We start from the raw sequence: 20,986 nt of genomic DNA, 5'->3' as shown, positions 1-20,986 counted from the left end.
ACCGCGTGGTGGGCCCGGTGCAGCACCCTGCACCCCCGTGCACCGAAAGGACGCAGACGTGACCGTCCCTGACGACCGGCCCGACGACGGCCCGATCCTCAACGGCATCCCCACCCACCTGCCGGACATCGACCCCGACGAGACCCAGGAGTGGGTCGAGTCGCTCGAGGCCCTCGTCGACCAGGCCGGCCGCCGCCGAGCCCGCTACGTGATGCTGCGCCTGCTCGAGCGCGCCCGGGCGATGAACGTCGGCGTCCCGTCGCTGACGACGACCGACTACGTCAACACCATCCGGCCCGAGCACGAGCCCTGGTACCCCGGTGACGAGGAGGTCGAGCGGCGCTACCGCTCGTGGATCCGCTGGAACGCCGCGGTGCAGGTGCACCGCGCGCAGCGCCCCGAGATCTCCGTCGGCGGTCACATCTCGACGTACGCCTCCGCGGCGACCCTCTACGAGGTGGGCTTCAACCACTTCTGGCGCGGCAAGGACCACCCCGGCGGCGGCGACCACATCTTCTTCCAGGGCCACGCCTCCCCCGGCATGTACGCCCGCGCCTTCCTCGAGGGCCGGCTGTCCGAGGACCAGATGGACGGCTTCCGCCAGGAGAAGAGCCACGAGGTCGAGGGCAAGCCCTTCGGGCTGCCGAGCTACCCGCACCCGCGCCTCATGCCCGACTTCTGGGAGTTCCCGACCGTCTCCATGGGCCTGGGCCCGATGGACGCGATCTACCAGGCGCAGTTCAACAAGTACCTGCACAACCGGGGCATCAAGGACACGAGCGAGCAGCACGTGTGGGCCTTCCTCGGCGACGGCGAGATGGACGAGGCCGAGAGCCGGGGGCTGCTGCAGACGGCGGCGACCGACGAGCTCGACAACCTCACCTTCGTCATCAACTGCAACCTCCAGCGCCTCGACGGGCCGGTGCGCGGCAACGGCAAGATCATCCAGGAGCTTGAGGCCTTCTTCCGCGGCGCCGGGTGGAACGTCATCAAGGTCGTGTGGGGCCGCGGGTGGGACCCGCTGCTCGCCGCCGACCACGACGGCGCCCTGGTCAACCTCATGAACCAGACGCCGGACGGCGACTACCAGACCTACCGCGCGAACGACGGCCGGTACGTCCGCGAGCACTTCTTCGACCGCGACCCCCGCACCCGCAAGATGGTGCAGGACTGGAGCGACGAGGACGTGTGGTGGAAGCTCAAGCGCGGCGGCCACGACTACAACAAGGTCTTCGCGGCCTACAAGGCGGCGACCGAGCACACCGGCCAGCCGACCGTCATCCTCGTCAAGACCATCAAGGGCTACGGCCTGGGCACGCACTTCGCCGCCCGCAACGCCACGCACCAGATGAAGAAGCTCACGCTCGACGACCTCAAGGGTCTGCGCGACGGGCTGAAGATCCCGATCAGCGACGAGGTCCTCGAGGCCGACCCGAAGGCCCCGCCGTACTACCACCCGGGGACCGACGACGAGGCCGTGCGCTACATGCTCGAGCGCCGCGAGAAGCTCGGCGGCTCGCTGCCCTCGCGCCGGGTGAAGTACAAGGACCTCACCCTGCCCGGCGACGACGCCTACAAGCAGATGGCCAAGGGCTCGGGCAAGCAGGAGGTCGCGACGACGATGGCGTGGGTGCGTCTCGTCAAGGACCTCATGCGCGAGAAGGACTTCGGCGACCGCGTCGTGCCGATCATCCCGGACGAGGCCCGCACCTTCGGGATGGACTCCTTCTTCCCGACGAAGAAGATCTACAACCCGCACGGCCAGAACTACACCTCGGTCGACGCCGACCTCATGCTCGCCTACAAGGAGTCCGAGCAGGGTCAGATCATCCACACCGGCATCAACGAGGCCGGCTCGGTCGCGGCCTTCATCGCCGCCGGCTCGAGCTACGCCACCCACGGCCAGCCGATGATCCCGCTGTACATCTTCTACTCGATGTTTGGCTTCCAGCGCACCGGTGACGGCATCTGGGCGGCCGCCGACCAGATGACGCGAGGCTTCCTCCTCGGGGCCACCGCCGGTCGTACGACGCTCACGGGCGAGGGCCTGCAGCACGCCGACGGGCACTCGCAGATCCTCGCGGCGACCAACCCCGCCGTCGTCACGTGGGACCCCGCCTTCGGCTTCGAGATCGGGCACATCATGCGCCGCGGTCTGGAAACGATGTACGGCGGCGACGCCCCGCAGGACGACCCGTCGCGCAACAAGATCTACTACCTCACCCTCTACAACGAGCCGTACGTGCAGCCGGCCGAGCCGGAGGGGATCGACGTCGACGGCCTGCTCAAGGGCATGTACCTCTACAAGAAGGGCGACGCCGAGGGTCTGGGCGACACCCCGCCGCGCTGCCAGCTGCTCGGCAGCGGTGTCGGCATGCCGTGGGTCCTCGAGGCCCAGGAGCTGCTGCGCAAGGACTGGGGCGTCGTCGCCGACGCGTGGTCGGTGACGTCGTGGACCGAGCTGCGCCGTGAGGCGATGGACTGCGACGAGCAGGCCTTCCTCCACCCGGAGCAGGAGAAGCGCACGCCGTACATCACGACGGCCCTCGAGCCGGCGGTCGGCCCGGTCGTCGCGGTCTCGGACTACATGAAGCAGGTCCAGGACCAGATCCGTCCCTGGGTCCCCGAGGAGTTCTCGGCGCTCGGCACGGACGGCTTCGGCTTCTCCGACACCCGCGCCGCGGCCCGTCGCTTCTTCCACGTCGACGGCCCGTCCGTCGCGGTCCGCGCGCTGCAGATGCTCGCTGCCCGCGGCTGGGTGGACGCCTCGGTCCCCGAGGAGGCGGCGAAGAAGTACCAGCTGCTCGACGTGCGGGCCGGCACCTCCGGCAACGCCGGGGGCGACGCCTGAGCGCAGGCGAGGTAGCGAAGGGGGAGGCCCGCCGGCCTCCCCCTTCGTCGTGCCGGGGCCTCAACCGGGACTCGACCCGTCCGCGCTCCGGTACTGCGCCAAGCTCCCGAAGGGGAGGTCCATATGGAGCCTCAGCGAGAACAACCGGACGTACTCAGGTGGTCTCACTGTCGAGGGGGTAGGCCTGTCGGCCGAGGCGGACCGGACGAAGGAGACGAGGATGTACATCAACCCCAGCGCCAGCTCGACGGTGTGCGGAGATACCGACCGCTACGGCGAAGCCGAACGCCCAGAGATCCACAAGGCCATGTCGTGATCCGGCGGGTCAGCGGTCTCGCGTGCCTTCTGCTCGCGGGGTGCAGCTCGACGGTCGTGGTGAGCCCGAGCCAGGTGGTCGTCACCGAGCCGTACTCCCCGGCTGAGTCCGTCTTCACCGTCGCGACGCAGGACGGCTTCTGCTCCGACGACGAGGTGTCGGTCACCCGGGCACGCTGGGAGATGTCCGAGGGGCTGACCATCACGAAGGTCGGCGTCACCGCGCGACGACCGTCGGACGACTTCACACCGCGTCCGCTCTCAGAGCTCGGCTCACCCACGTCGAGCGTCCTGCCCCGGTGCGACGGCAGCGAGGGAGCCGTCGTCATCGAGGTCGAGATCACGACTGACGAGATGGCGTGGGGCTCGGGGTTGACGATCGAGACCTCGGCCGGCGAGGCCACGGGTCGCTCGGCGATCGGCTTCTGCCCCGAGACCCCAGAGGGCATGGGGTGTACCGAGGAGCAGCATCTCGACATCCCGGTCCCGAGCCAGGACTGATCGCCTTCTTCGCGATGCCCGCTCCGCGCGACGCGAGGGCGACGCACCAGGCCCCCGCCACGCACCTGCGTGGCGGGGGCCTCGTGGGTCAGGGGCGGGGTCAGCCGCGCTCGTGGAGCATCTCGGTGCGGGCCTGCACGCACACGTCGGGCTGGTCGCAGAAGATGCCGTCGACGTCGGTCTCGAGGAAGGCCCGGGCCTCGTCGATCGCGCGGCCGAAGTGCGAGGGGTCGCTGCCGACCCGGTAGTCGGTCGGCAGGAAGGAGTTCTCCGCCCGGAAGGTCCACGGCATGACCGTGAGCCCGACCGCGTGGGCGTCGCGCACGAAGGTCGACGGCGTCCCCAGGGAGCCGTCTGCTCGGCGCGGGATGACCTGGGACTTCTCCGGGCCGTAGCCGTCGATCCAGCGGGAGAGGTCCTTCATCGCCGCCGGCGTCGTCAGCTGGGCGTAGGTGGTCCCCCGCCCGCTGAGGTCGAAGGGGCCCCCCTTCGCCGTCGTGAGGAAGGTCGTGCGCGCCCGGAAGCCGTGCTGCTCGCGCAGGTCCTTCAGGGCGGTGAGCTCGAAGGACTGGACCCACAGCGGTGCGCGGCGGTGGTCGAGGTGGTGCTTGCGGGCCAGGCGGGCCACCTCGCGCTCGGGGTCGAAGCCCTCCGCGTGGAGGTAGGTCGAGTGCTTGATCTCGGGGATGACGCCGATGACCCGGCCGGTGCGCCGCGAGAGCTCCTCGCGCTGGCGCAGCACCTCCTCGAAGGTCGGCACCTCGAAGCGGCCGTCGTACATCGCCGACTCCTCACGCAGCTCGCCGAGGCGCTCGGTCGCGCGCAGCGTCTTCAGCTCGGCGAGGGTGAAGTCGTCGACGAACCACCCGGTCGTGCGCACCCCGTCGAGCAGCTTCGTCGTGCGCCGGTCGGCGAACTCGGGGCGCTGCGCGACGTCGGTCGTGCCGCCGATCTCGGGCTCGTGACGGTCGACGAGCACGCCGTCCCTCGTCATGACGAGGTCGGGCTCGATGTAGTCCGCGCCCTGGCCGACGGCCAGCTCGTAGGCGGCGAGGGTGTGCTCGGGGCGGTAGCCCGACGCGCCGCGGTGGGCCACGACGAGCGGGCGGATCATGTCCTTCTCGCGCAGACCGGGGCCGCCGGTGACGCTCTGGGTCTGGGTGTCGAGGGCGGGGGCCGGCGCGGAGACGGCGGCGGCCGCGGGGGCGGCGAGAGCCGCGGCCGCGAGCACGCCGGTGGCGATCTTCGTGGGGGTCATGGCGGCGACGCTAGGGACGCCCGGCCAGCAGGCCGCGACGCGCAGGTGGCGCGCCGGTGACGATCAGATGAGGTCGCGGGGACGGACCGGCGCGCGGTGCGCGCGCGGGAGGTCCTACGCTGACCTCGTGTCCAAGGTCCTCACCTCTCTGCCAGTCAACGAACGCGTCGGGATCGCCTTCTCCGGTGGTCTCGACACCTCTGTCGCCGTCGCGTGGATGCGCGAGAAGGGCGCGGTCCCGTGCACGTACACGGCCGACCTCGGCCAGTACGACGAGGACGACATCGAGACGATCCCCGGCCGCGCCGGGCAGTACGGCGCGGAGATCAGCCGGCTCGTCGACTGCAAGGGCCCCCTCGTCGAGGAGGGTCTCGCCGCGATCGCGACCGGTGCCTTCCACATCCGCTCGGGCGGCCGCACGTACTTCAACACCACCCCCCTCGGGCGTGCCGTCACCGGCACGATGCTCGTGCGCGCGATGGCGCAGGACGGCGTGTCGATCTGGGGCGACGGCTCGACCTTCAAGGGCAACGACATCGAGCGCTTCTACCGCTACGGCCTCATGGCCAACCCCGCGCTGCGGGTCTACAAGCCGTGGCTCGACGCCGACTTCGTCACCGAGCTCGGCGGGCGCCAGGAGATGAGCGAGTGGCTCACCGCGCGTGACCTGCCCTACCGCGCGAGCGCCGAGAAGGCGTACAGCACGGACGCGAACATCTGGGGCGCGACCCACGAGGCGAAGACCCTCGAGCACCTCGACGAGTCCATCGAGATCGTCGAGCCGATCATGGGCGTGCGCTTCTGGGACCCCGAGGTCGCCATCGAGACCGAGGACGTCACCGTCCGCTTCGAGCGCGGCCGTCCCGTGGCGATCAACGGCACCCGCTACGACGACCCGGTGGCCCTCGTCCACGAGGCCAACACCATCGGCGGTCGCCACGGCATGGGCATGTCCGACCAGATCGAGAACCGGATCATCGAGGCGAAGTCGCGCGGCATCTACGAGGCCCCCGCGATGGCGCTGCTCCACATCACCTACGAGCGCCTCGTCGCCGCGATCCACAACGAGGACACCGTCGAGGCGTACCACACGCAGGGCCGCCGCCTCGGGCGCCTCATGTACGAGGGCCGCTGGTTCGACCCCCAGGCGCTCATGCTGCGCGAGTCGATCGAGCGCTGGGTCGCCTCGCTCGTCACCGGTGAGGTCACCCTGCGGCTGCGCCGGGGCGACGACTGGAGCATCGTGTCGACGGCGGGCGAGAACTTCAGCTACCACCCCGACAAGCTGTCGATGGAGCGCACCGAGAACGCCGCCTTCGGCCCGGTCGACCGCATCGGCCAGCTGACGATGCGCAACCTCGACATCGCCGACAGCCGCGCGAAGCTCGAGATCTACGCCGGCCAGGACCAGCTCGGCGGCGGGTACGCCGACCTCATGGGCGAGCTCGAGCCCGGTGGTGCGGAGCAGATCGCCTCCAACCCCGCGGCGGCCGCCGTCGACGACGAGGACGACGCGCTCGACCGCGCCGCCATGGAGTTCGGCACCGACTGACCTCGCACCTCTCCACGCACCCGGCCCCGTCGTCCTCGACGGGGCCGGTTGTCGTCCGCCCACAAAGACAGCCCCTAGAGTGCGCTCGTGCCCACCGCGTCTCCCGTCCCCTCGCGCGCCCAGGCCGCCGTGCGCCGGCGGGCCGGCGATCTCGCGACCGCGGCGACGAGACAGCTCGAGGAGAGCCACTCCTGGTACGCCGACCTCAGCGCCCAGGAGCGCGCCTGGGTGGCCCAGGTCGCCCAGGCGGGCATCGCCGACTTCGTCGCGTGGCTGGCCGCCGGCACGCAGGGCGGGACGGCCCGACCAGGCGCGATCTTCGCCTCCGCACCACGCGAGCTGACCCGCTCGATCACCCTCGCCCAGACCCTGTCGCTGCTCCGCGAGGTCGTCCGCGTCGTCGAGTCACGGGTCGAGAGCGTCGTGCGCGCCGAGGACGTCGTCGTCGTGCGCGAGGCGATCCTGCGCTACAGCAGCGAGGTCGCCTTCGGCGCCGCCCTCGTCTACGCCGAGGCGGCCGAGCAGCGCGGTGCGTGGGACGCGCGGCTCGAGGCGCTCGTCCTCGACGCGGTCCTGCGCGGCGAGGTCGACGAGTCGATCCGCTCGCAGGCCTCGGCCCTCGGGTGGACCGCGACGACTGGGGTGGTCGTCGTCGTCGGCCGCGCCCCGGCGCCCGACGAGAGCGGGATCGAAGGGGTCCTGTCCCACCTGCACCGGGCGGCCGCCCGCCGTCATCTCGCCGTCATCGCCGGGGTCCAGGGGCGCCGGCTCGTCGCGGTGCTCGGCCAGGTCGAGGACGTCAGCGCCGAGGTGAGCGCGCTCGCCGACTGCTTCGGCGACGGCCCGCTCGTGCACGGCGTCGTCGTCGACGACCTCGTCGAGGGCGCGCTGTCGGCCGCCGCGGCGATGGCCGGCTACGACGCGTCCGGCGGGTGGCCGGCGTGCCCTCGCCCCTGCCCTGCCTCGGACCTGCTGCCCGAGCGGGCCCTCGCCGGCGACGAGTGGGCGCGCCACGAGCTCGTGACGACCGTGTGGGAGCCGTTGCGCGCGCAGCCGGCGCTGCTGCGCACCGCCGAGATCCACCTCGACACGAAGGGGGGCCTCGAGGGCACCGCGCGCGCCCTCTTCGTCCACGTCAACACGGTGCGCTACCGCCTGGGCAAGATCACCGACGCCACGGGCTACGACCTCGCTGAGCCGCACGACGCCTTCACCGTGCGCACTGCCCTGACGATCGGCCGGTTGTTGGAGGTAACCTCCAACAACTGACTGATTTTGCTGTGCCCGTCGCCGTCGCGTCGACGGCCCGATCATCGCGAAGGTGGAGACGTGCTTGCGATCACCTGCCCCGGTCAGGGCTCCCAGACCCCCGGTTTCCTCGCCCCCTGGCTCGAGCTCCCCGGGATGCGCGACCGCCTCTACTGGCTGTCCACCGTCGCCGGTCTCGACCTCGAGCAGCACGGCACAGTCTCCGACGAGGCGACGATCAAGGACACGGCCGTCGCCCAGCCCCTCATCGTCGCCGCGGGCCTGCTCGGCATGCTCGGCCTCTTCCAGCACCCGGCCGACGGCTTCCGCGTCGTCGGCGTCGGCGCGGGCCACTCCGTCGGCGAGCTCACCGCCGCTGCCGCGGCGGGTGTCATCAGCGCCGAGCAGGCGATGGTCCTCGTCGCCCAGCGCGGCCGCGCGATGGCCGCCGCCTCGGCGCAGACCCCGACCGGCATGAGCGCGGTCGTCGGCGGCGACGAGAGCGAGGTGCTCGCCGCGATCGAGCGCCACGGTCTCACCCCCGCCAACGTCAACGGCGCCGGCCAGGTCGTCGCGGCCGGTGCACTCGACGCGCTCGCCGCCCTGGCCGACGACGCCCCCGCGAAGGCCCGGGTCATCCCGCTCTCGGTCGCCGGCGCCTTCCACACCGACTACATGTCGCCCGCCGTCGAGACCCTCTCGCGCCTCTCGCGCGCCGTCTCCACCCACGACGCACGCGTCCCGCTGCTGTCGAACTCCGACGGCACCGTCGTCGGCTCCGGCAGCGAGGTGCTGCGGCGCATCGTGCGTCAGGTCTCCTCGCCGGTGCGCTGGGACCTGTGCATGGACACGATGCGCGACCTCGGCGTGACCGGGATCATCGAGGTGCCGCCGGCCGGCGCCCTCACCGGTCTGGCCAAGCGTGGTCTCAAGGGCGTCGAGACGCTCGCGCTGCGCACCCCGGACGACCTCGAGGCGGCCCACCGCATGGTGCGCGAGCACGGCGAGGAGCGCACCGCGTCCGACCCGGCCTGGCGCCTCGTCGTCGCCCCGGTCAAGGGCACCGTCGCCGTCGAGCCGCACGGCCCCGGCGACTCCCTGAGCCCGGGCGACCTCGTCGCCCGCGTCTCCTCCCTTCGCGACACCCACCAGGTCATCTCGGCCTACGGCGGGCAGGTCGTCGAGTGGCTCGTCGAGGAGGGCGACCCCGTCTCCCCCGGCCAGCCGCTGCTGCGCCTGCACCCGACGGGAGAGCTCGCATGAGCAGCATGGTGACCCTCAGCCCCGGCCTGGGCACGACGCCGGGCGGCTACCACTCGCGGATCTCGGGCATCGGCGGGTACCGCCCCGAGCGGGTCGTGCCCAACAGCGAGATCGTCGAGCGGATCGACTCCAGCGACGAGTGGATCCGCCAGCGCTCCGGCATCGAGGCCCGCCACCGCGCGGCCCCGGAGGAGACCGTCGTCGACATGGCCGAGCAGGCCGCGCGAGCCGCGATCGCGCACGCCGGGCTCGAGGTCGACCAGGTCGACGCGGTCCTCGTCGCGACGGTGACCCACCCCTACCAGACGCCCGCCGCGGCGCCCGAGCTCGCGCACCGCCTGGGCCTGACGTGCATGGCCATCGACCTCAGCGCCGCGTGCGCCGGGTACTGCTACGGCATCGGCCTGGCCTCGGACATGGTGCGCTCGGGCTCGGCCCAGAACGTCCTCGTCCTCGGCGTCGAGAAGCTCTCGGACTTCACCGACTACGACGACCGCACCATCGCCTTCATCTTCGGCGACGGCGCCGGCGCCGCGGTCGTCTCCCGCTCCGAGACGCCGGGCATCAGCCCCACCGTGTGGGGCAGCGACGGCGAGCAGAAGGCCGTCATCGCCCAGGACGAGTCGTGGATGGAGGTCCGGGCCAACCCGGACCTGCAGTTCCCCTCGATCAAGATGCAGGGCCAGAGCGTCTTCCGCTGGGCCGTGTGGACGATCGCGAAGAAGGCCCAGGAGACCCTCGACGCGGCCGGGCTCACCGTCGCCGACGTCGACGTCTTCGTGCCGCACCAGGCGAACATGCGGATCATCGACTCGCTGGCCAAGACCCTCGGCCTGCCCGAGTCCGTCGTCATCGCTGACGACATCCGCACGACGGCCAACACCTCGGCCGCCTCCGTGCCGCTCGCGATGAGCAAGCTCGTCGAGTCCGGCCAGATCCGCAGCGGCGACGTCGTCCTGCAGATCGCCTTCGGCGCCGGCCTGGCCTACGCCGGCCAGGTCGTCATCGCCCCCTGACCACCCGCACCACCAGCACCACCCACACAGAAGAAGGAGACACGCATGGCCTACACCGACCAGGAGATCCTCGAGGGCCTCGCCGAGGTCGTCGCCGAGGAGACCGGCATCGACGCTGCCGAGGTCACCGCCGACAAGAGCTTCACCGACGACCTCGACGTGGACTCGCTGTCGATGATGACCATCGCGGTCACCGCGGAGGAGAAGTTCGGGGTGAAGATCCCCGACGAGGAGGTCAAGAACCTCAAGACCGTCGGCGACGCCGTCACCTACATCAAGACCAACCAGGGCTGATCGCCCGCACCACCGTGCTGCCACGCGGCGCCGGTCGTCACCACGACCGGTGCCGCGTGGCCGCCGGGCCCACCCCCTTCGCCGACCCCACCACGGAGAACTCATGACTTCACCCACCGTCGTCGTCACCGGTCTCGGGGCGACCACCCCGCTCGGCGGGGACGTCACCTCCACCTGGGAGGCCGCGCTCGCGGGGACCCCCGGCGCCCGGCCCCTCACCCAGGAGTGGGTGAGCGAGCACGAGCTGCCCGTCACCTTCGCCGCCAGCCTCACCACCCCGGTGGCCGAGGTGCTCAAGAAGGTCGAGACCAAGCGCCTCGACCCCTTCGCCCAGTACGCGCTCGTCGCCGCCCGTGAGGCCTGGCAGCACGCCGGCGCCCCGGAGGTCGAGCCCGAGCGGCTCGGCGTCGCCGTCGGCAGCGGCATCGGCGGGGTGCAGACCCTCATCACCGCGTGGGACACCCTCGGCTCGAAGGGGGCCCGTCGGGTCTACCCGCTGTCGATCCCCATGCTCATGCCCAACAGCGCCTCCGGCACGATCTCGCTCGAGCTCGGTGCCCGCGCGGGCGCCCACACCCTCGTCTCGGCCTGCAGCTCCGGCGCGGAGTCGATCGGCTACGGCCTGCAGATGATCCGCGACGGCAAGGCCGACGTCGTCGTCTGCGGCGGCTCCGAGGCCGCGATCCACCCGCTGCCCATCGCCGGCTTCGCCGCGATGCAGGCGCTGTCGACCCGCAACGACGACCCGGCGACCGCCTCGCGCCCCTACGACACGACGCGCGACGGCTTCGTCCTCGGCGAGGGCGCCGCGATCATGGTCCTCGAGTCCGAGGAGCACGCGAAGGCCCGCGGCGCGACGATCTACGCGACGCTCGCCGGCTTCGGCGTGAGCGCCGACGCCCACCACATGGCTGCCCCCGAGCCCGAGGGCGCCGGTGCCAGCCGCGCGATGGCCGACGCCGTGACCGACGCCGGGGCCACCCCCGCCGACGTCGTCCACATCAACGCCCACGCGACGTCGACGCCCGTCGGCGACGTCGCCGAGGTGGCCGCGATCCGTCGCGCCTTCGGCGACGAGGCCGACCACATGGCCGTGAGCGGCACGAAGTCGATGACCGGTCACCTCCTGGGTGCGGCCGGCTCGCTCGAGGCGATCTTCTCCGCGCTCGCGATCTACCACCGGGTCGCTCCCCCGACGATCAACATCACCGATCTCGACCCGGCCGTGACGCTCGACGTCGTGCGCGACGAGCCCCGCCCGCTCGGCGACGGCCAGATCATCGCCCTCAACAACTCCTTCGGCTTCGGCGGTCACAACGTCGCGCTCGCCTTCGGGAGCATCTGATGGCGCGCCAGCCCAGCGCCGCGAGCGCTGCCGTGAGCAAGGCCGGCAAGCCCGACCGCCTGCAGGACCCGCGTCACCCGGAGAAGCGCCTGCGGGCCTTCCTCGACGAGGGCTCGGTCGAGCTCCTCGGGCCCGACGACGGCTCCGGCATGATGGCCGCGCGCGGCACGGTCGACGGCCAGCAGGTCATCACCTTCGTCTCCGACGCGACGATCATGGGCGGCGCGATGGGTGTCGACGGCTGCCGCGTCGTCGTCGACGCCTACGAGCTCGCCCTCGCCGAGCAGCTGCCGATCATCGGCCTGTGGCACAGCGGCGGCGCCCGTCTGCCCGAGGGCGTCGTCTCGCTGCACGCCGTCGGCCTGATCTTCGCGATCATGACCCGCGCGAGCGGCAAGATCCCCCAGATCTCCATCGTCATCGGCGCGGCTGCCGGCGGCGCCGCGTACGGCCCCGCGCTCACCGACGTCGTCATCCTCGCCCCCGAGGGCCGGATCTTCGTCACCGGGCCCGACGTCGTGCGCTCCGTCACCGGCGAGGCCGTCGACGCGCTGCGCCTCGGTGGGCCCGAGCCGCACGGGCGTCGCTCCGGTGTCGTCCACGTCCTCGCGAGCTCCGTCGACGACGCCTTCGCCCGGGGCCGCGCCATCGCGCGTCTCATGGACCCGGCGACGCAGGGCGAGTTCGACGTCGACGGCGTCGAGGACCGCGACCTCGCGGCCTCGCTGCCCGAGTCGGCCAAGCGCGCCTACGACGTGCACTCGCTCGTCGACGACCTCCTCGACGAGGGCACGACGGAGGAGCTCCACGCGCGGTGGGCGCCGAACATCGTCACCGCGCTCGGCCGTCTCGGCGGTCGCAGCGTCGGCGTCATCGCCAACAACCCGATGCGCCTGGGTGGCTGCCTCGACTCCGCCTCGGCGGAGAAGTCGGCCCGCTTCGTGCGGATGTGCGACGCCTTCGGCATCCCGCTCGTCGTCCTCGTCGACGTGCCGGGCTACCTGCCCGGTGTCGGGCAGGAATGGGACGGCGTCGTGCGACGCGGGGCGAAGCTGCTCCACGCCTTCGCCGAGTCGGTCGTCCCGCGCGTCACCGTCGTCACCCGCAAGACCTTCGGCGGTGCCTACATCGCGATGAACTCGCGCTCGCTCGGCGCGACGAAGGTCTACGCCTGGCCCGACGCGCACGTGGCGGTCATGGGCTCGGTCGCGGCCATCCGGATCCTGCACCGCCGGCGCCTGGCCGAGGTCGACGACTCCGAGCGCGCCGCCGTCGAGGAGCAGCTCGCCGCCGAGCACGACCGCCTCTCCGGTGGTCTGCCGCGGGCGGTCGAGATCGGCGTCGTCGACGAGATCGTCGAGCCGACCGGGACCCGCTCCGCGGTCGTCGCCACCCTCGCCGCCGCCCCCGCGGCCCGTGGGCAGCACACGAACATCCCGCTCTGAGGCCTCAGCTTTCCCGCCCAGGGCGGGAAAGCTCGACCTCGGGAAAGAACATTTCCTTCCCGAGGTCGAAGGTACTTGCCCGAGGTGACTGGGACGGGTGACTCAGGGCATGGCGAAGGGGTGCGCCGCGGGGAGGATCCGCGGCGTACCCCTTCGTCATGGGCGAATGAGGTCAGCCGACCTTGTGCAGCCAGCGCACGGGTGCGCCCTCGCCGGCGTGGCGGAAGGGCTCGAGCTCGGCGTCCCACTGGCTGCCGAGGAGCTCGTCGAGCATGTCCTCGACGGCCTCCCCTGCGCCCTGGGCGAGGGTGAGGACCTCACGGAGGCGGTTCTCGTGGATGACGGTGTCGCCGGAGGCAGAGATCGTCGCGTGATGGATGCCCAGGCTCGGGGTGTGCGACCAGCGTGACCCGTCGACACCGGGGCTCGGCTCCTCGGTCACCTCGTAGCGCACGCCCTCCCACCCGCGCAGGGCGGAGGCCAGGGCCGCGCCGGTGCCCGGCAGACCCGTCCAGGAGACCTCGGCACGACGAAGCGAGGGGCCCAGCGGCTGCTCGGTCCACTCGAGGGCCACGTCACGCCCGAGAGCAGACTCCAGCGCCCACGTGATGTGGGGGCAGAGCGCCGTCGGGGTGCTGTGGATGAACACCACTCCACGCGTTGCGATCGACATCCGTTCCTCCTTGTGTGCGATGGACGTCTTCCCCACGGCCAGGGCACTGCTCGGAGATGGATGCGCTCGATGCGCGGTGGTGGTGCATAGATATGAGACGGCCGCAGCCGTCTGTTTGGGCTCATCATGCCCCATCGGCACCAGGAGCACCACCCCCCGCACCGGGCACTTCTGATGACTCTGGTAGCGCGAGGTCGCACGGGTCACGACTGCCTCACCCGTCACGGCCCGGGGCGAAGGGATCACGGTCCGGGACGACGGTGCGAGCGGACCGGGCCCGGGGGCAGGGGCTCCCGGGCCCGGCCGGCAGGTCAGCTCGCGGTGGAGCTGGCGCTCGGCGACGAGTCCTGCTCGCCCTGAGGCGCCGAGGGCGCCTCCTGCTGGGCGTCGTCGGAGTCCTCGCCGCCCGAGCCCTGGGAGCCAGGGGCCTGGCCGGGTGCTCCGTGGCCGCCCGGGCCACCGGGACCGCCCGGCCCACCGCGCCCGTCACGCTCCTCGACACCCGTGACGATGAAGGAGTCGTCGACCGTGACCTCGACCATCGTGCCGTCCGTGCGGAGCATCATGACGTCGTAGCCGCTGTCACGACCGACGTGCACGCCCTTGACCGCGGCGTCCGTCTCCTTGCCCTGCGCGGCGGTGATCGCCTTGCTCGCAGCGTCGGCGCTCAGCTCGCGGCCGTCGTCGACCGGCGCGGGCCGCTCCCCCTTCGCGCCCTGCTGACCCTGGCTGTCGCCGGAGCCCTGGGTCGAGCTCGTGCTGGACGAACCGGTCGAGGGGCTGTCGTCCGCCGAGGCGAACGAGGCGCCGGCGACGCCGAGGCCGAGGGCGGCCAGGCCGGCCGCACCGATCCCGATGAGCTTCTCCGTCTGCATGTGTGTCTCCTTCCGTCGGGGATGTGGAGATCCCACGCTCGCCGCGCGACGTAGGCCCGACCTCGGGCGGACCTGTCAGGAGGCTGTCGGTCGGTCGGCGACCTGTGCACGGGCAGGGGCGAAGGGGGCGGTAGCCTGCCCGCGTCACCGCCTCGCGGTGCGGGGCGGTAGCTCAGTCGGTCAGAGCAGCGGACTCATAATCCGTCGGTCCTGGGTTCAAGCCCCAGCCGCCCTACGTCACGACCTGAGCGTCGTAGCCTTGACCCATGCGCCCGCTCCGTCACCAAGAGCGTGAGGACCCTGCCGGCCCCCTCGTCGAACCACCGCTCGGCCCGCCGCCGCAGATCGACGCAGACGGCGCGCCGACGAGGTCGCTGCCGTGATCGAGCTGCCGGAGCTGCACGGCCGACCAGGCCCGACGGCCCCGTGGTGGGAGCGGCGGGCGTCCTGGATCTACGACTGCCTCCTCGGCAGCCTCCTGCCTGATCAAGGCGAGACCGGCATCTCGTACCCCCTCGAGCACGTCCTGCTGGGCACGTTGCACCTGCCCGGAGGCGAGCTCGCCGCCGGCGACCCGTACGTCATGGGGGCCGAGCCGCTCATCTTCAGCCGTCGGCTCGGGGCCGACGTCGTCGAGGTCGTCGCCACGGTGGCCGGCGACGAGCGGATGGCGACCTTGCTCCTCCTGGCTGGGTCGAACCCGGTCTGCGGGTGGGCGATGGCCACGTCGGCAGACGACGACGTCTGCGACCTCGCCGCAGAGGACTACCGGGGATATCCCGTCGACTCGGGCACAGGCGCGCTCGGCAGCCCAGCCGCGATGCGACGGGTCGGTCAGGCCTTGGCCGATGACGCGGGCCGCATGCGGGACCCGCTGTCGGCGGCGATCCACGCCGAGATCGGCACGTGCTCCGGGATGATCGCCTCCCTCGACGAGGGGCCCGCCGCCGTCGCGATCTGCTCATCCGGGTGGGGTGATGGCGACTACCCCACCTGGCTCGGTCTCGATGACACGGGAGCGGTGATGGTCGCGTTCACCGACTTCCTCCTTACCAGCGACCCGTACCAGACGATCGGGCACGAGGACGTCATGCCGATCTCGTGGTGGCGCCGCCTCCTCGGCCGCTAAGATCCCGCCTCGCCGATCAGGAGTCGAAACCCACCCCCGCGACGTCGAGGGCGCGCAGGAGCGGTCCCCGTCGCCCGGTCTGGTCCTCACGCGCCATCGCCGCACGGGTCGCCTGGACCGCCGCGTAGCGCAGCGGCTCTGGCGGGAAGGGGATGGGCTTGTCCCGCACCATCGACAGACCGGTGCGCTCGGTCTCGGCACCGGCGAGGAGGTCGAGCGCCACCGCCGCGCCGAAGCGCGTGGACGCGACCCCCAGCCCGGTGTACCCCATCGCGTAGGCCACGCGGCCGCCGTGCGAGGTCCCGAAGATCGGGGTAAAGCGCGAGGTCGTGTCGATGACCCCGGCCCACCGGTGGCTGATCCGCACTCCCTCCAGCTGGGGGAAGATCTCGAGCAGATGCCTCGCGAGCAGGTCGTGCGACGCCCCCTGCTCGAGCTCGGCGTCGATGCGGCCCCCGTAGTGATAGCTCGCGTCGTACCCGCCGAAGAGGATGCGGTCGTCGGCGGTGAGCCGGTAGTAGTGGAACTGGTTGCCCGCGTCGGTCAGCCCCTCGCGCCCGTGCCACCGCAGGGACGCGAGCTGCTCGCCGCTCAGCGGCTCGGTCATGAGGACGTGGTCGTAGACGGGGATGACCCACGCGCCGACCCGCCGCAGCAGCGCGGGGTACGCCCCGGTCGCGAGGACGACCTGGTCGGCGCGGACCGATCCCTCGTCACCGCGCAGCCTCATCCCCGACCCGTCGCGCTCCATCGCCCGCACCGGGCTGCGCTCGACGACCTCGACGCCGCGCTCCCGGGCCGCGGCGGCCAGGCCCCACAGCAGCCGCGCCGGGTCGACGAGACCCACTGTCGGGTCGAGCATGCCGGCGCGGTAGCAGGGCGAGTCGACGCGCTCACGCGCCGCTCGGGCGTCGAGCCAGGTCACGTCGGCACCGTGCTGCCGGTGCAGCTGGTAGCCCTCGCGCAGCGTGCGCACCTGGTGCTCGTCGAGCGCGAGGGTCAGCTCCCCCGGCACGTGGAGGTCGCAGTCGATGCCCAGCCGGGTGACGTCGGCCTGCAGCCCCGCGAAGTTCTGAGCCCCCATCCGCTCGAGGGTCTCGATCTCGTCGGGCCAGCACCCGACCCCCTGGGCCAGCCCGTGGGTGAGCGAGGGAGAGACGAAGCCGCCGTTGCGCCCCGACGCGCCGAAGCCGAGCGGTCCCCCTTCGAGCACGACGACCCGCCGACCCGGGTCCGCCTCCGCGGCCTGCAGGGCCGCCCACAGCCCGGTGAAGCCTCCCCCGACGACCGCGAGGTCGCAGCGCACCTCGCCCCGGAGCAACTCCCCCGGCGAGGGCGCCGGCCGCACCTCGGGGTCGGTCCAGTAGGGCCGGCGGGCAGCCCCGGCGAGGGACTCGTGCTCGGTCGGGCGGTCGGGCATCGCTACTCCTCGGTCGGGTGCGCAGGAGACTACGCCCGCGCCCCCGCACCCGTGCCCAGGGCTCGAGACGACGGGTGACGGTGCGGTCACAACCCCGCCTGACCTGGGCGAAGGGGGAGGCCGTCCCGCACGTGGGGTGCGAGGATGAGGGCCATGCCCAGGGGTCGTCGAGTCGCCGCTGCGCTCGCGGTCCCGGCCCTGCTGCTGGTGAGCGCGTGCAGCCAGGCCGTCGACGTGCCCCCGAGCACCTCGACCCCCACCCCTGGCACGACGACCTCGAGCGACGGGCTGCCGCCGGCGCCCGACCGCCTGCGCGTCGCGATCTCCTTCGACCAGCCCGGCCTCGGCGTCAAGGACGGCGACGACTACTCCGGTCTCGACGTCGACGTCAGCCGCTACGTCGCGCAGCAGATGGGCACCGAGCGCATCACCTTCGTCCAGGCGATCCCCGACCAGCGCGAGACCCTCCTCGCGACCGGTCAGGTCGACATGGTCGTCTCCAGCTACTCGATGACGCCGCAGCGCGCCGAGCAGGTCCGCTTCGCCGGGCCCTACCTCGTCACCGACCAGGAGCTCCTGCTCCCCCGCCGCAGCAGCATCCGCTCGCCGCAGGAGCTCCGGGGCTTCACCGTGTGCGGCGCCGCGGGCTCCTCGGCGACGCAGCGCCTCGTGCGCGACTACACCGGGCTGCACATCGTCGAGGAGAAGAGCGTCGACGCCTGCGTCGACCGGCTGCGCGACGACGAGGTCAAGGCGGTCACGTCCGACACGACGATCCTCGCCGGGTACCTCGAGGAGGAGGACGGGAGCGACCTGCGGCTGTCGGGTCGCCCCTTCGGCCGGGAGTCCTACGGGATCGGGCTGGCCAAGGACGACAGGGCCCTGTGCTACCGGGTGAGCGAGGGGCTGCGCACGATGATCTCCTCGGGCGAGTGGCGCCGGGCCGTCGCCCGCAACCTGCCGAGCGCGAAGGTCATCGGCCGGCAGACCTACCGGCCGCCGCAGGTGCGGTCGTGCACGTCCCCGACCACCCCGTCGCCCTCCGGCTCGAGCACCTCGAGCTGACCCGGCCGGGGCACGACGAAGGCCCGGACGCGATGCGTCCGGGCCTGGTCATGAAGAGCTCCCCCGGTTGGACTCGAACCAACAACCTATCGATTAACAGTCGATTGCTCTGCCAATTGAGCTACAGGGGATCGCGCCTCAGCGCTGCGCCACCATAGCAAGAAGACCGCGAGCGACGAAAACGGCGGTCAGCGCTCGAGGCCGACGTGCTCCGCGAGCCGGGCGAGGGCGTCGTCGACCTGCTCCTTGAGCTCGGGCCGGTCGGGGTCGGCGCCCTCGGAGTAGATGGTCTGCACGCTCAGCGCGCCCGTCGCGAGGTCCTTGCGCAGGACGACCCGGGCCTTGTCGCGACGGTCGACGCCGACGTGCTCGGTGAGCACGACGCTGGCCTGGACGCGCTCACGGAAGGCGTCCGTCACCGGGCCCGGGTCCGGCAGCACCCAGGCTCCCGGCTCACGCCCGTCGACGAAGCTCGCCCAGATCTCGTCGCGCTCGGGACGCCAGCCGCCGCCGTCGACGAGGTGCCACGGGCAGCGCTCGGGCTGCTCGCCGTCGACGACGAGCCGGTAGGTCGTCACGGCGAGCACACCGCCGTCGGCGAGGGCCGCGCTGGCGAGGACCCGCTCCCCCCGCTCGAGACCCTCGGGCTGGGGCTGCTTGTCACGTCGGCGCAGGATGCTCATCGGGTCAGCCCATCACGGATGGCTGCGCGCTGGCGCTCCAGGTCCTGCAGGCGCACCGAGAGTGCGCGCAGCTCGGCCTGGTCGGCCTTGGGGTCGGTGCCCAGGCGCCGCATCGTCGCCATGCCGTCGGCGATCTCGCGGCTCACCTGGCGCTCCCGCACCCGGGCGACGAGCGAGTCGGTGTACGCCCGCGGCGGCAGCCCGCTCGAGGCCTCGAGGACGACGGGCACGGGGGCGACGGCGAGCTCGGCGATGAGCCCGCGCACGGTGAGCGACGCGGCCTCGCCGAGCAGCGCGTGCCAGCCGCCGAGCGAGAGGTCCGGGCGCAGGCCGACCTCACGGATCGCGTCGAGCACGGCCCGGTGCGCCGGGGCGCTGATCGCCTCGGGCTGCCAGTCCTCGATGCCGGACTCGGCGAAGAGGGAGGGGTACTGCAGCACGGACTGGAAGAGCTGGCGCTCGGCGAAGACGACGGGGTCGCGCAGGTCGGGCGCCGGCAGCCCGGCCATCGCCTCCGCGCTCGGCTCTGGAGCGGCGGGTGCGGAGCGCTCCTTCGGGCCGGTGCTCGGCTGTGCCGAGACACGGCCGGCGCGCTGGGTCGCGGTGCGCATCTGCTCGACCTCGACACCGACCCATCCGGCGACGGTGCGGATGTACTCCGGGCGCAGCGCGCTGTCGCGGATCGCGTTGATGATCGGGGCGACCGCCGTCATCGCGCGCACGCGACCCTCCGCGGTCGTGAGGTCGAAGCGCTCGAGCGTCGTGCGCACCGCGAACTCGAACATCGGGACCGCCGACTCGACGAGGTCGCGCACCGCGGCGTCCCCCTCGCGCAGCCGCAGGTCGCACGGGTCCATGCCTTCACGGGCGACCGCGACGAAGGACTGGCTGGCCCAGCGCTGGTCCTCGCCGTAGGCCTTCATCGCGGCCTTCTGCCCCGCCGCGTCGCCGTCGAAGGTGAAGACCACCCGCGCCGGCGACATGTCGGCCTCGTCGCGCATGATCCGCCGGAGCATCTTGATGTGGTCGACACCGAAGGCGGTGCCGCACGTCGCCACGGCCTGCTCGACCCCGGAGAGGTGGGCCGCCATGACGTCGGTGTAGCCCTCGACGACGACGGCCTTGCGCTCGGTCGAGATGGCCTTCTTCGCGAGGTCGAGCCCGTAGAGCACCTGGCTCTTCTTGTAGATCGCCGTCTCGGAGGTGTTGAGGTACTTCGCGTTGATCCGGTCGTCCTCGAAGAGGCGCCGGGCGCCGAAGCCGAGGGTGTCGCCCGTCGTGTCCCGGATCGGCCACAGCAGACGGCCGCGGAAGCGGTCGTAGAGGCCCCTCGAGCCCCGCCCGCTCAAGCCGGCGGCGACGAGCTCCTCGTCGGTGAAGCCGCGTCCGAGGAGGTGGCGGGTCAGCTCCTCGCCGCCGCGGGGTGCGTAGCCGATGCCGAAGCGCTCGGCGTCGGGGCGCATGAAGCCGCGCTGGCGCAGGAAGTCGCGACCGGCTCGCCCTTCGCTCGTGTCGACGAGCATCTGCTGGTACCACTGCTCGGCCGTGCGGTTGGCCTCGACGAGCCGGGAGCGCTTGCCGATGCTCTCGCCGCGGCGCGGCGCACCGCCCTCCTCGTAGCGCAGCTCGAGGCCGAGCTTGCCGGCGAGCCGCTCGACGGACTCGGTGAAGGTGAGGTGGTCGACCTTCTGCACGAAGTCGAGGACGTCTCCCCCTTCGCCGCAGCCGAAGCAGTGATAGCTGCCGACGGACTCGCGCACGGTGAAGGACGGGGTCTTCTCGTCGTGGAAGGGGCACAGCCCCTTCATCGCGCCGACCCCGGCGGGGCGCAGCGTCACGTGCTCACGGACGACGTCGGTGATCGACGAGCGCTCCTTGACGGCCGTGACGTCCTTGGCCCTGATCCTGCCTGCCACGCGTGCACCTCCTGCGGTCGAGGTGAGTCTAGGTGCCGCGGCGAAGGGGGCGCTCAGAGCGGCCTCGGCGCACGGAGGTGACGACCGGGCCGCGATGACCTGAGTCCCGCGCTCGGGCCGGGATCGTCGCGGCCGAC

17 protein-coding genes and 2 tRNA genes are annotated in these 20,986 nt (G+C 72.1%); 12 read left to right on the top strand and 7 right to left on the bottom strand.

All coding sequences use genetic code 11. From position 1 onward, the window contains the following. Nucleotides 1–58: 58 nt before the first annotated feature. Nucleotides 59–2,851: a pyruvate dehydrogenase (acetyl-transferring), homodimeric type gene (aceE, locus tag L6241_RS09890; RefSeq protein ID WP_368245992.1), complete on the top strand. Its 2,793-nt coding sequence runs from the start codon at nucleotides 59–61 to the stop codon at nucleotides 2,849–2,851. A 375-nt stretch (nucleotides 2,852–3,226) separates the two neighbouring features. Then, nucleotides 3,227–3,667: a hypothetical protein gene (locus tag L6241_RS09885; RefSeq protein WP_368245990.1), complete on the top strand. Its 441-nt coding sequence runs from the start codon at nucleotides 3,227–3,229 to the stop codon at nucleotides 3,665–3,667. A gap of 100 nt (nucleotides 3,668–3,767) precedes the next feature. Here the strand turns inward: L6241_RS09885 and L6241_RS09880 are convergent, their stop codons facing one another. Next, entirely contained in the window at nucleotides 3,768–4,925 is a 1,158-nt protein-coding gene (locus L6241_RS09880) for a glycerophosphodiester phosphodiesterase family protein (RefSeq protein ID WP_368245988.1), read from the bottom strand. 127 nt (nucleotides 4,926–5,052) lie between these two features. On the opposite strand from L6241_RS09880, the gene argG reads away from it, so the two are divergent. The 7 genes from argG to L6241_RS09845 all read left to right on the top strand — a co-directional run bounded on the left by argG (nucleotide 5,053) and on the right by L6241_RS09845 (nucleotide 13,088). Further along, nucleotides 5,053–6,477 (top strand): argininosuccinate synthase, encoded by a 1,425-nt coding sequence (gene argG, locus L6241_RS09875; RefSeq protein WP_368245986.1) that lies wholly within the window; start codon nucleotides 5,053–5,055, stop codon nucleotides 6,475–6,477. A gap of 87 nt (nucleotides 6,478–6,564) precedes the next feature. Beyond that, nucleotides 6,565–7,746, top strand: a complete 1,182-nt coding sequence (locus tag L6241_RS09870; protein ID WP_368245984.1) for a PucR family transcriptional regulator — start codon at nucleotides 6,565–6,567, stop codon at nucleotides 7,744–7,746. Between the two features lie 60 nt (nucleotides 7,747–7,806). Continuing rightward, nucleotides 7,807–8,988, top strand: coding sequence for an acyltransferase domain-containing protein (locus tag L6241_RS09865; protein ID WP_191680433.1), 1,182 nt, complete (start codon nucleotides 7,807–7,809; stop codon nucleotides 8,986–8,988). Further along, complete coding sequence (locus L6241_RS09860) at nucleotides 8,985–10,004, top strand: beta-ketoacyl-ACP synthase III (protein ID WP_224767002.1); 1,020 nt, start codon at nucleotides 8,985–8,987, stop codon at nucleotides 10,002–10,004. The genes L6241_RS09865 and L6241_RS09860 overlap by 4 nt, the downstream gene beginning before the upstream one ends. A gap of 45 nt (nucleotides 10,005–10,049) precedes the next feature. After that, on the top strand, nucleotides 10,050–10,298 hold the full coding sequence (locus L6241_RS09855; RefSeq protein ID WP_068274070.1) for an acyl carrier protein: 249 nt from the start codon (nucleotides 10,050–10,052) through the stop codon (nucleotides 10,296–10,298). A gap of 103 nt (nucleotides 10,299–10,401) precedes the next feature. Then, the gene (fabF, locus tag L6241_RS09850; protein ID WP_368245982.1) at nucleotides 10,402–11,643 is read left to right on the top strand and encodes a beta-ketoacyl-ACP synthase II; all 1,242 of its coding nucleotides are present in this window, start codon (nucleotides 10,402–10,404) and stop codon (nucleotides 11,641–11,643) included. Beyond that, the gene (locus tag L6241_RS09845) at nucleotides 11,643–13,088 is read left to right on the top strand and encodes an acyl-CoA carboxylase subunit beta (protein WP_083968635.1); all 1,446 of its coding nucleotides are present in this window, start codon (nucleotides 11,643–11,645) and stop codon (nucleotides 13,086–13,088) included. The genes fabF and L6241_RS09845 overlap by 1 nt, the downstream gene beginning before the upstream one ends. A gap of 172 nt (nucleotides 13,089–13,260) precedes the next feature. On the opposite strand, the gene L6241_RS09840 is transcribed toward L6241_RS09845, so the two are convergent. Further along, on the bottom strand, nucleotides 13,261–13,761 hold the full coding sequence (locus L6241_RS09840; protein WP_191564612.1) for a DUF3145 domain-containing protein: 501 nt from the start codon (nucleotides 13,759–13,761) through the stop codon (nucleotides 13,261–13,263). Between the two features lie 311 nt (nucleotides 13,762–14,072). Further along, a complete protein-coding gene (locus tag L6241_RS09835; protein WP_368245979.1) occupies nucleotides 14,073–14,636 on the bottom strand; it encodes a hypothetical protein in 564 nt (187 codons plus the stop codon). A 161-nt stretch (nucleotides 14,637–14,797) separates the two neighbouring features. Between L6241_RS09835 and L6241_RS09830 the strand changes: the two genes are divergently transcribed. Both L6241_RS09830 and L6241_RS09825 read left to right on the top strand, forming a co-directional pair. Then, nucleotides 14,798–14,871, top strand: a tRNA-Ile gene (locus tag L6241_RS09830). A 144-nt stretch (nucleotides 14,872–15,015) separates the two neighbouring features. Continuing rightward, the gene (locus tag L6241_RS09825; protein ID WP_368245977.1) at nucleotides 15,016–15,765 is read left to right on the top strand and encodes a DUF4241 domain-containing protein; all 750 of its coding nucleotides are present in this window, start codon (nucleotides 15,016–15,018) and stop codon (nucleotides 15,763–15,765) included. 16 nt (nucleotides 15,766–15,781) lie between these two features. Here L6241_RS09825 and L6241_RS09820 read toward each other — a convergent pair whose 3' ends face one another. After that, entirely contained in the window at nucleotides 15,782–17,185 is a 1,404-nt protein-coding gene (locus L6241_RS09820; RefSeq protein WP_368245975.1) for an NAD(P)/FAD-dependent oxidoreductase, read from the bottom strand. Nucleotides 17,186–17,338: 153 nt separating this feature from the next. Here L6241_RS09820 and L6241_RS09815 point away from each other — a divergent pair, with 153 nt between their 5' ends. Further along, entirely contained in the window at nucleotides 17,339–18,250 is a 912-nt protein-coding gene (locus L6241_RS09815) for a transporter substrate-binding domain-containing protein (RefSeq protein WP_368245974.1), read from the top strand. A gap of 58 nt (nucleotides 18,251–18,308) precedes the next feature. Here L6241_RS09815 and L6241_RS09810 read toward each other — a convergent pair. From L6241_RS09810 to dnaG, 3 genes are all read right to left on the bottom strand, one after another. Beyond that, nucleotides 18,309–18,381, bottom strand: a tRNA-Asn gene (locus tag L6241_RS09810). A 57-nt stretch (nucleotides 18,382–18,438) separates the two neighbouring features. Continuing rightward, nucleotides 18,439–18,933, bottom strand: a complete 495-nt coding sequence (locus L6241_RS09805) for a hypothetical protein (RefSeq protein WP_201466411.1) — start codon at nucleotides 18,931–18,933, stop codon at nucleotides 18,439–18,441. Beyond that, a complete protein-coding gene (dnaG, locus tag L6241_RS09800; protein WP_368245973.1) occupies nucleotides 18,930–20,849 on the bottom strand; it encodes a DNA primase in 1,920 nt (639 codons plus the stop codon). Before dnaG ends, L6241_RS09805 begins: the two co-directional genes overlap by 4 nt. Between the last annotated feature and the right edge of the window lie 137 nt (nucleotides 20,850–20,986).

The sequence above is a fragment of the Janibacter sp. Y6 genome (genome assembly GCF_040900765.1).
Classification (GTDB): domain Bacteria; phylum Actinomycetota; class Actinomycetes; order Actinomycetales; family Dermatophilaceae; genus Marihabitans; species Marihabitans melonis.
Note: the sequence above shows the minus strand (reverse complement) of the source record. Positions and strands in the feature narration are given on the sequence as shown.

What these genes read in the sequence shown, in the direction of transcription:
- L6241_RS09880 (WP_368245988.1), bottom strand. Translation starts at nt 4,925, where the DNA reads ATGACCCCCACGAAGATCGCCACCGGCGTGCTCGCGGCCGCGGCTCTC.
- L6241_RS09860 (WP_224767002.1), top strand. Translation starts at nt 8,985, where the DNA reads ATGAGCAGCATGGTGACCCTCAGCCCCGGCCTGGGCACGACGCCGGGC.
- L6241_RS09855 (WP_068274070.1), top strand. Translation starts at nt 10,050, where the DNA reads ATGGCCTACACCGACCAGGAGATCCTCGAGGGCCTCGCCGAGGTCGTC.
- fabF (WP_368245982.1), top strand. Translation starts at nt 10,402, where the DNA reads ATGACTTCACCCACCGTCGTCGTCACCGGTCTCGGGGCGACCACCCCG.
- L6241_RS09845 (WP_083968635.1), top strand. Translation starts at nt 11,643, where the DNA reads ATGGCGCGCCAGCCCAGCGCCGCGAGCGCTGCCGTGAGCAAGGCCGGC.
- L6241_RS09840 (WP_191564612.1), bottom strand. Translation starts at nt 13,761, where the DNA reads ATGTCGATCGCAACGCGTGGAGTGGTGTTCATCCACAGCACCCCGACG.
- L6241_RS09835 (WP_368245979.1), bottom strand. Translation starts at nt 14,636, where the DNA reads ATGCAGACGGAGAAGCTCATCGGGATCGGTGCGGCCGGCCTGGCCGCC.
- L6241_RS09820 (WP_368245975.1), bottom strand. Translation starts at nt 17,185, where the DNA reads ATGCCCGACCGCCCGACCGAGCACGAGTCCCTCGCCGGGGCTGCCCGC.
- L6241_RS09815 (WP_368245974.1), top strand. Translation starts at nt 17,339, where the DNA reads ATGCCCAGGGGTCGTCGAGTCGCCGCTGCGCTCGCGGTCCCGGCCCTG.
- L6241_RS09805 (WP_201466411.1), bottom strand. Translation starts at nt 18,933, where the DNA reads ATGAGCATCCTGCGCCGACGTGACAAGCAGCCCCAGCCCGAGGGTCTC.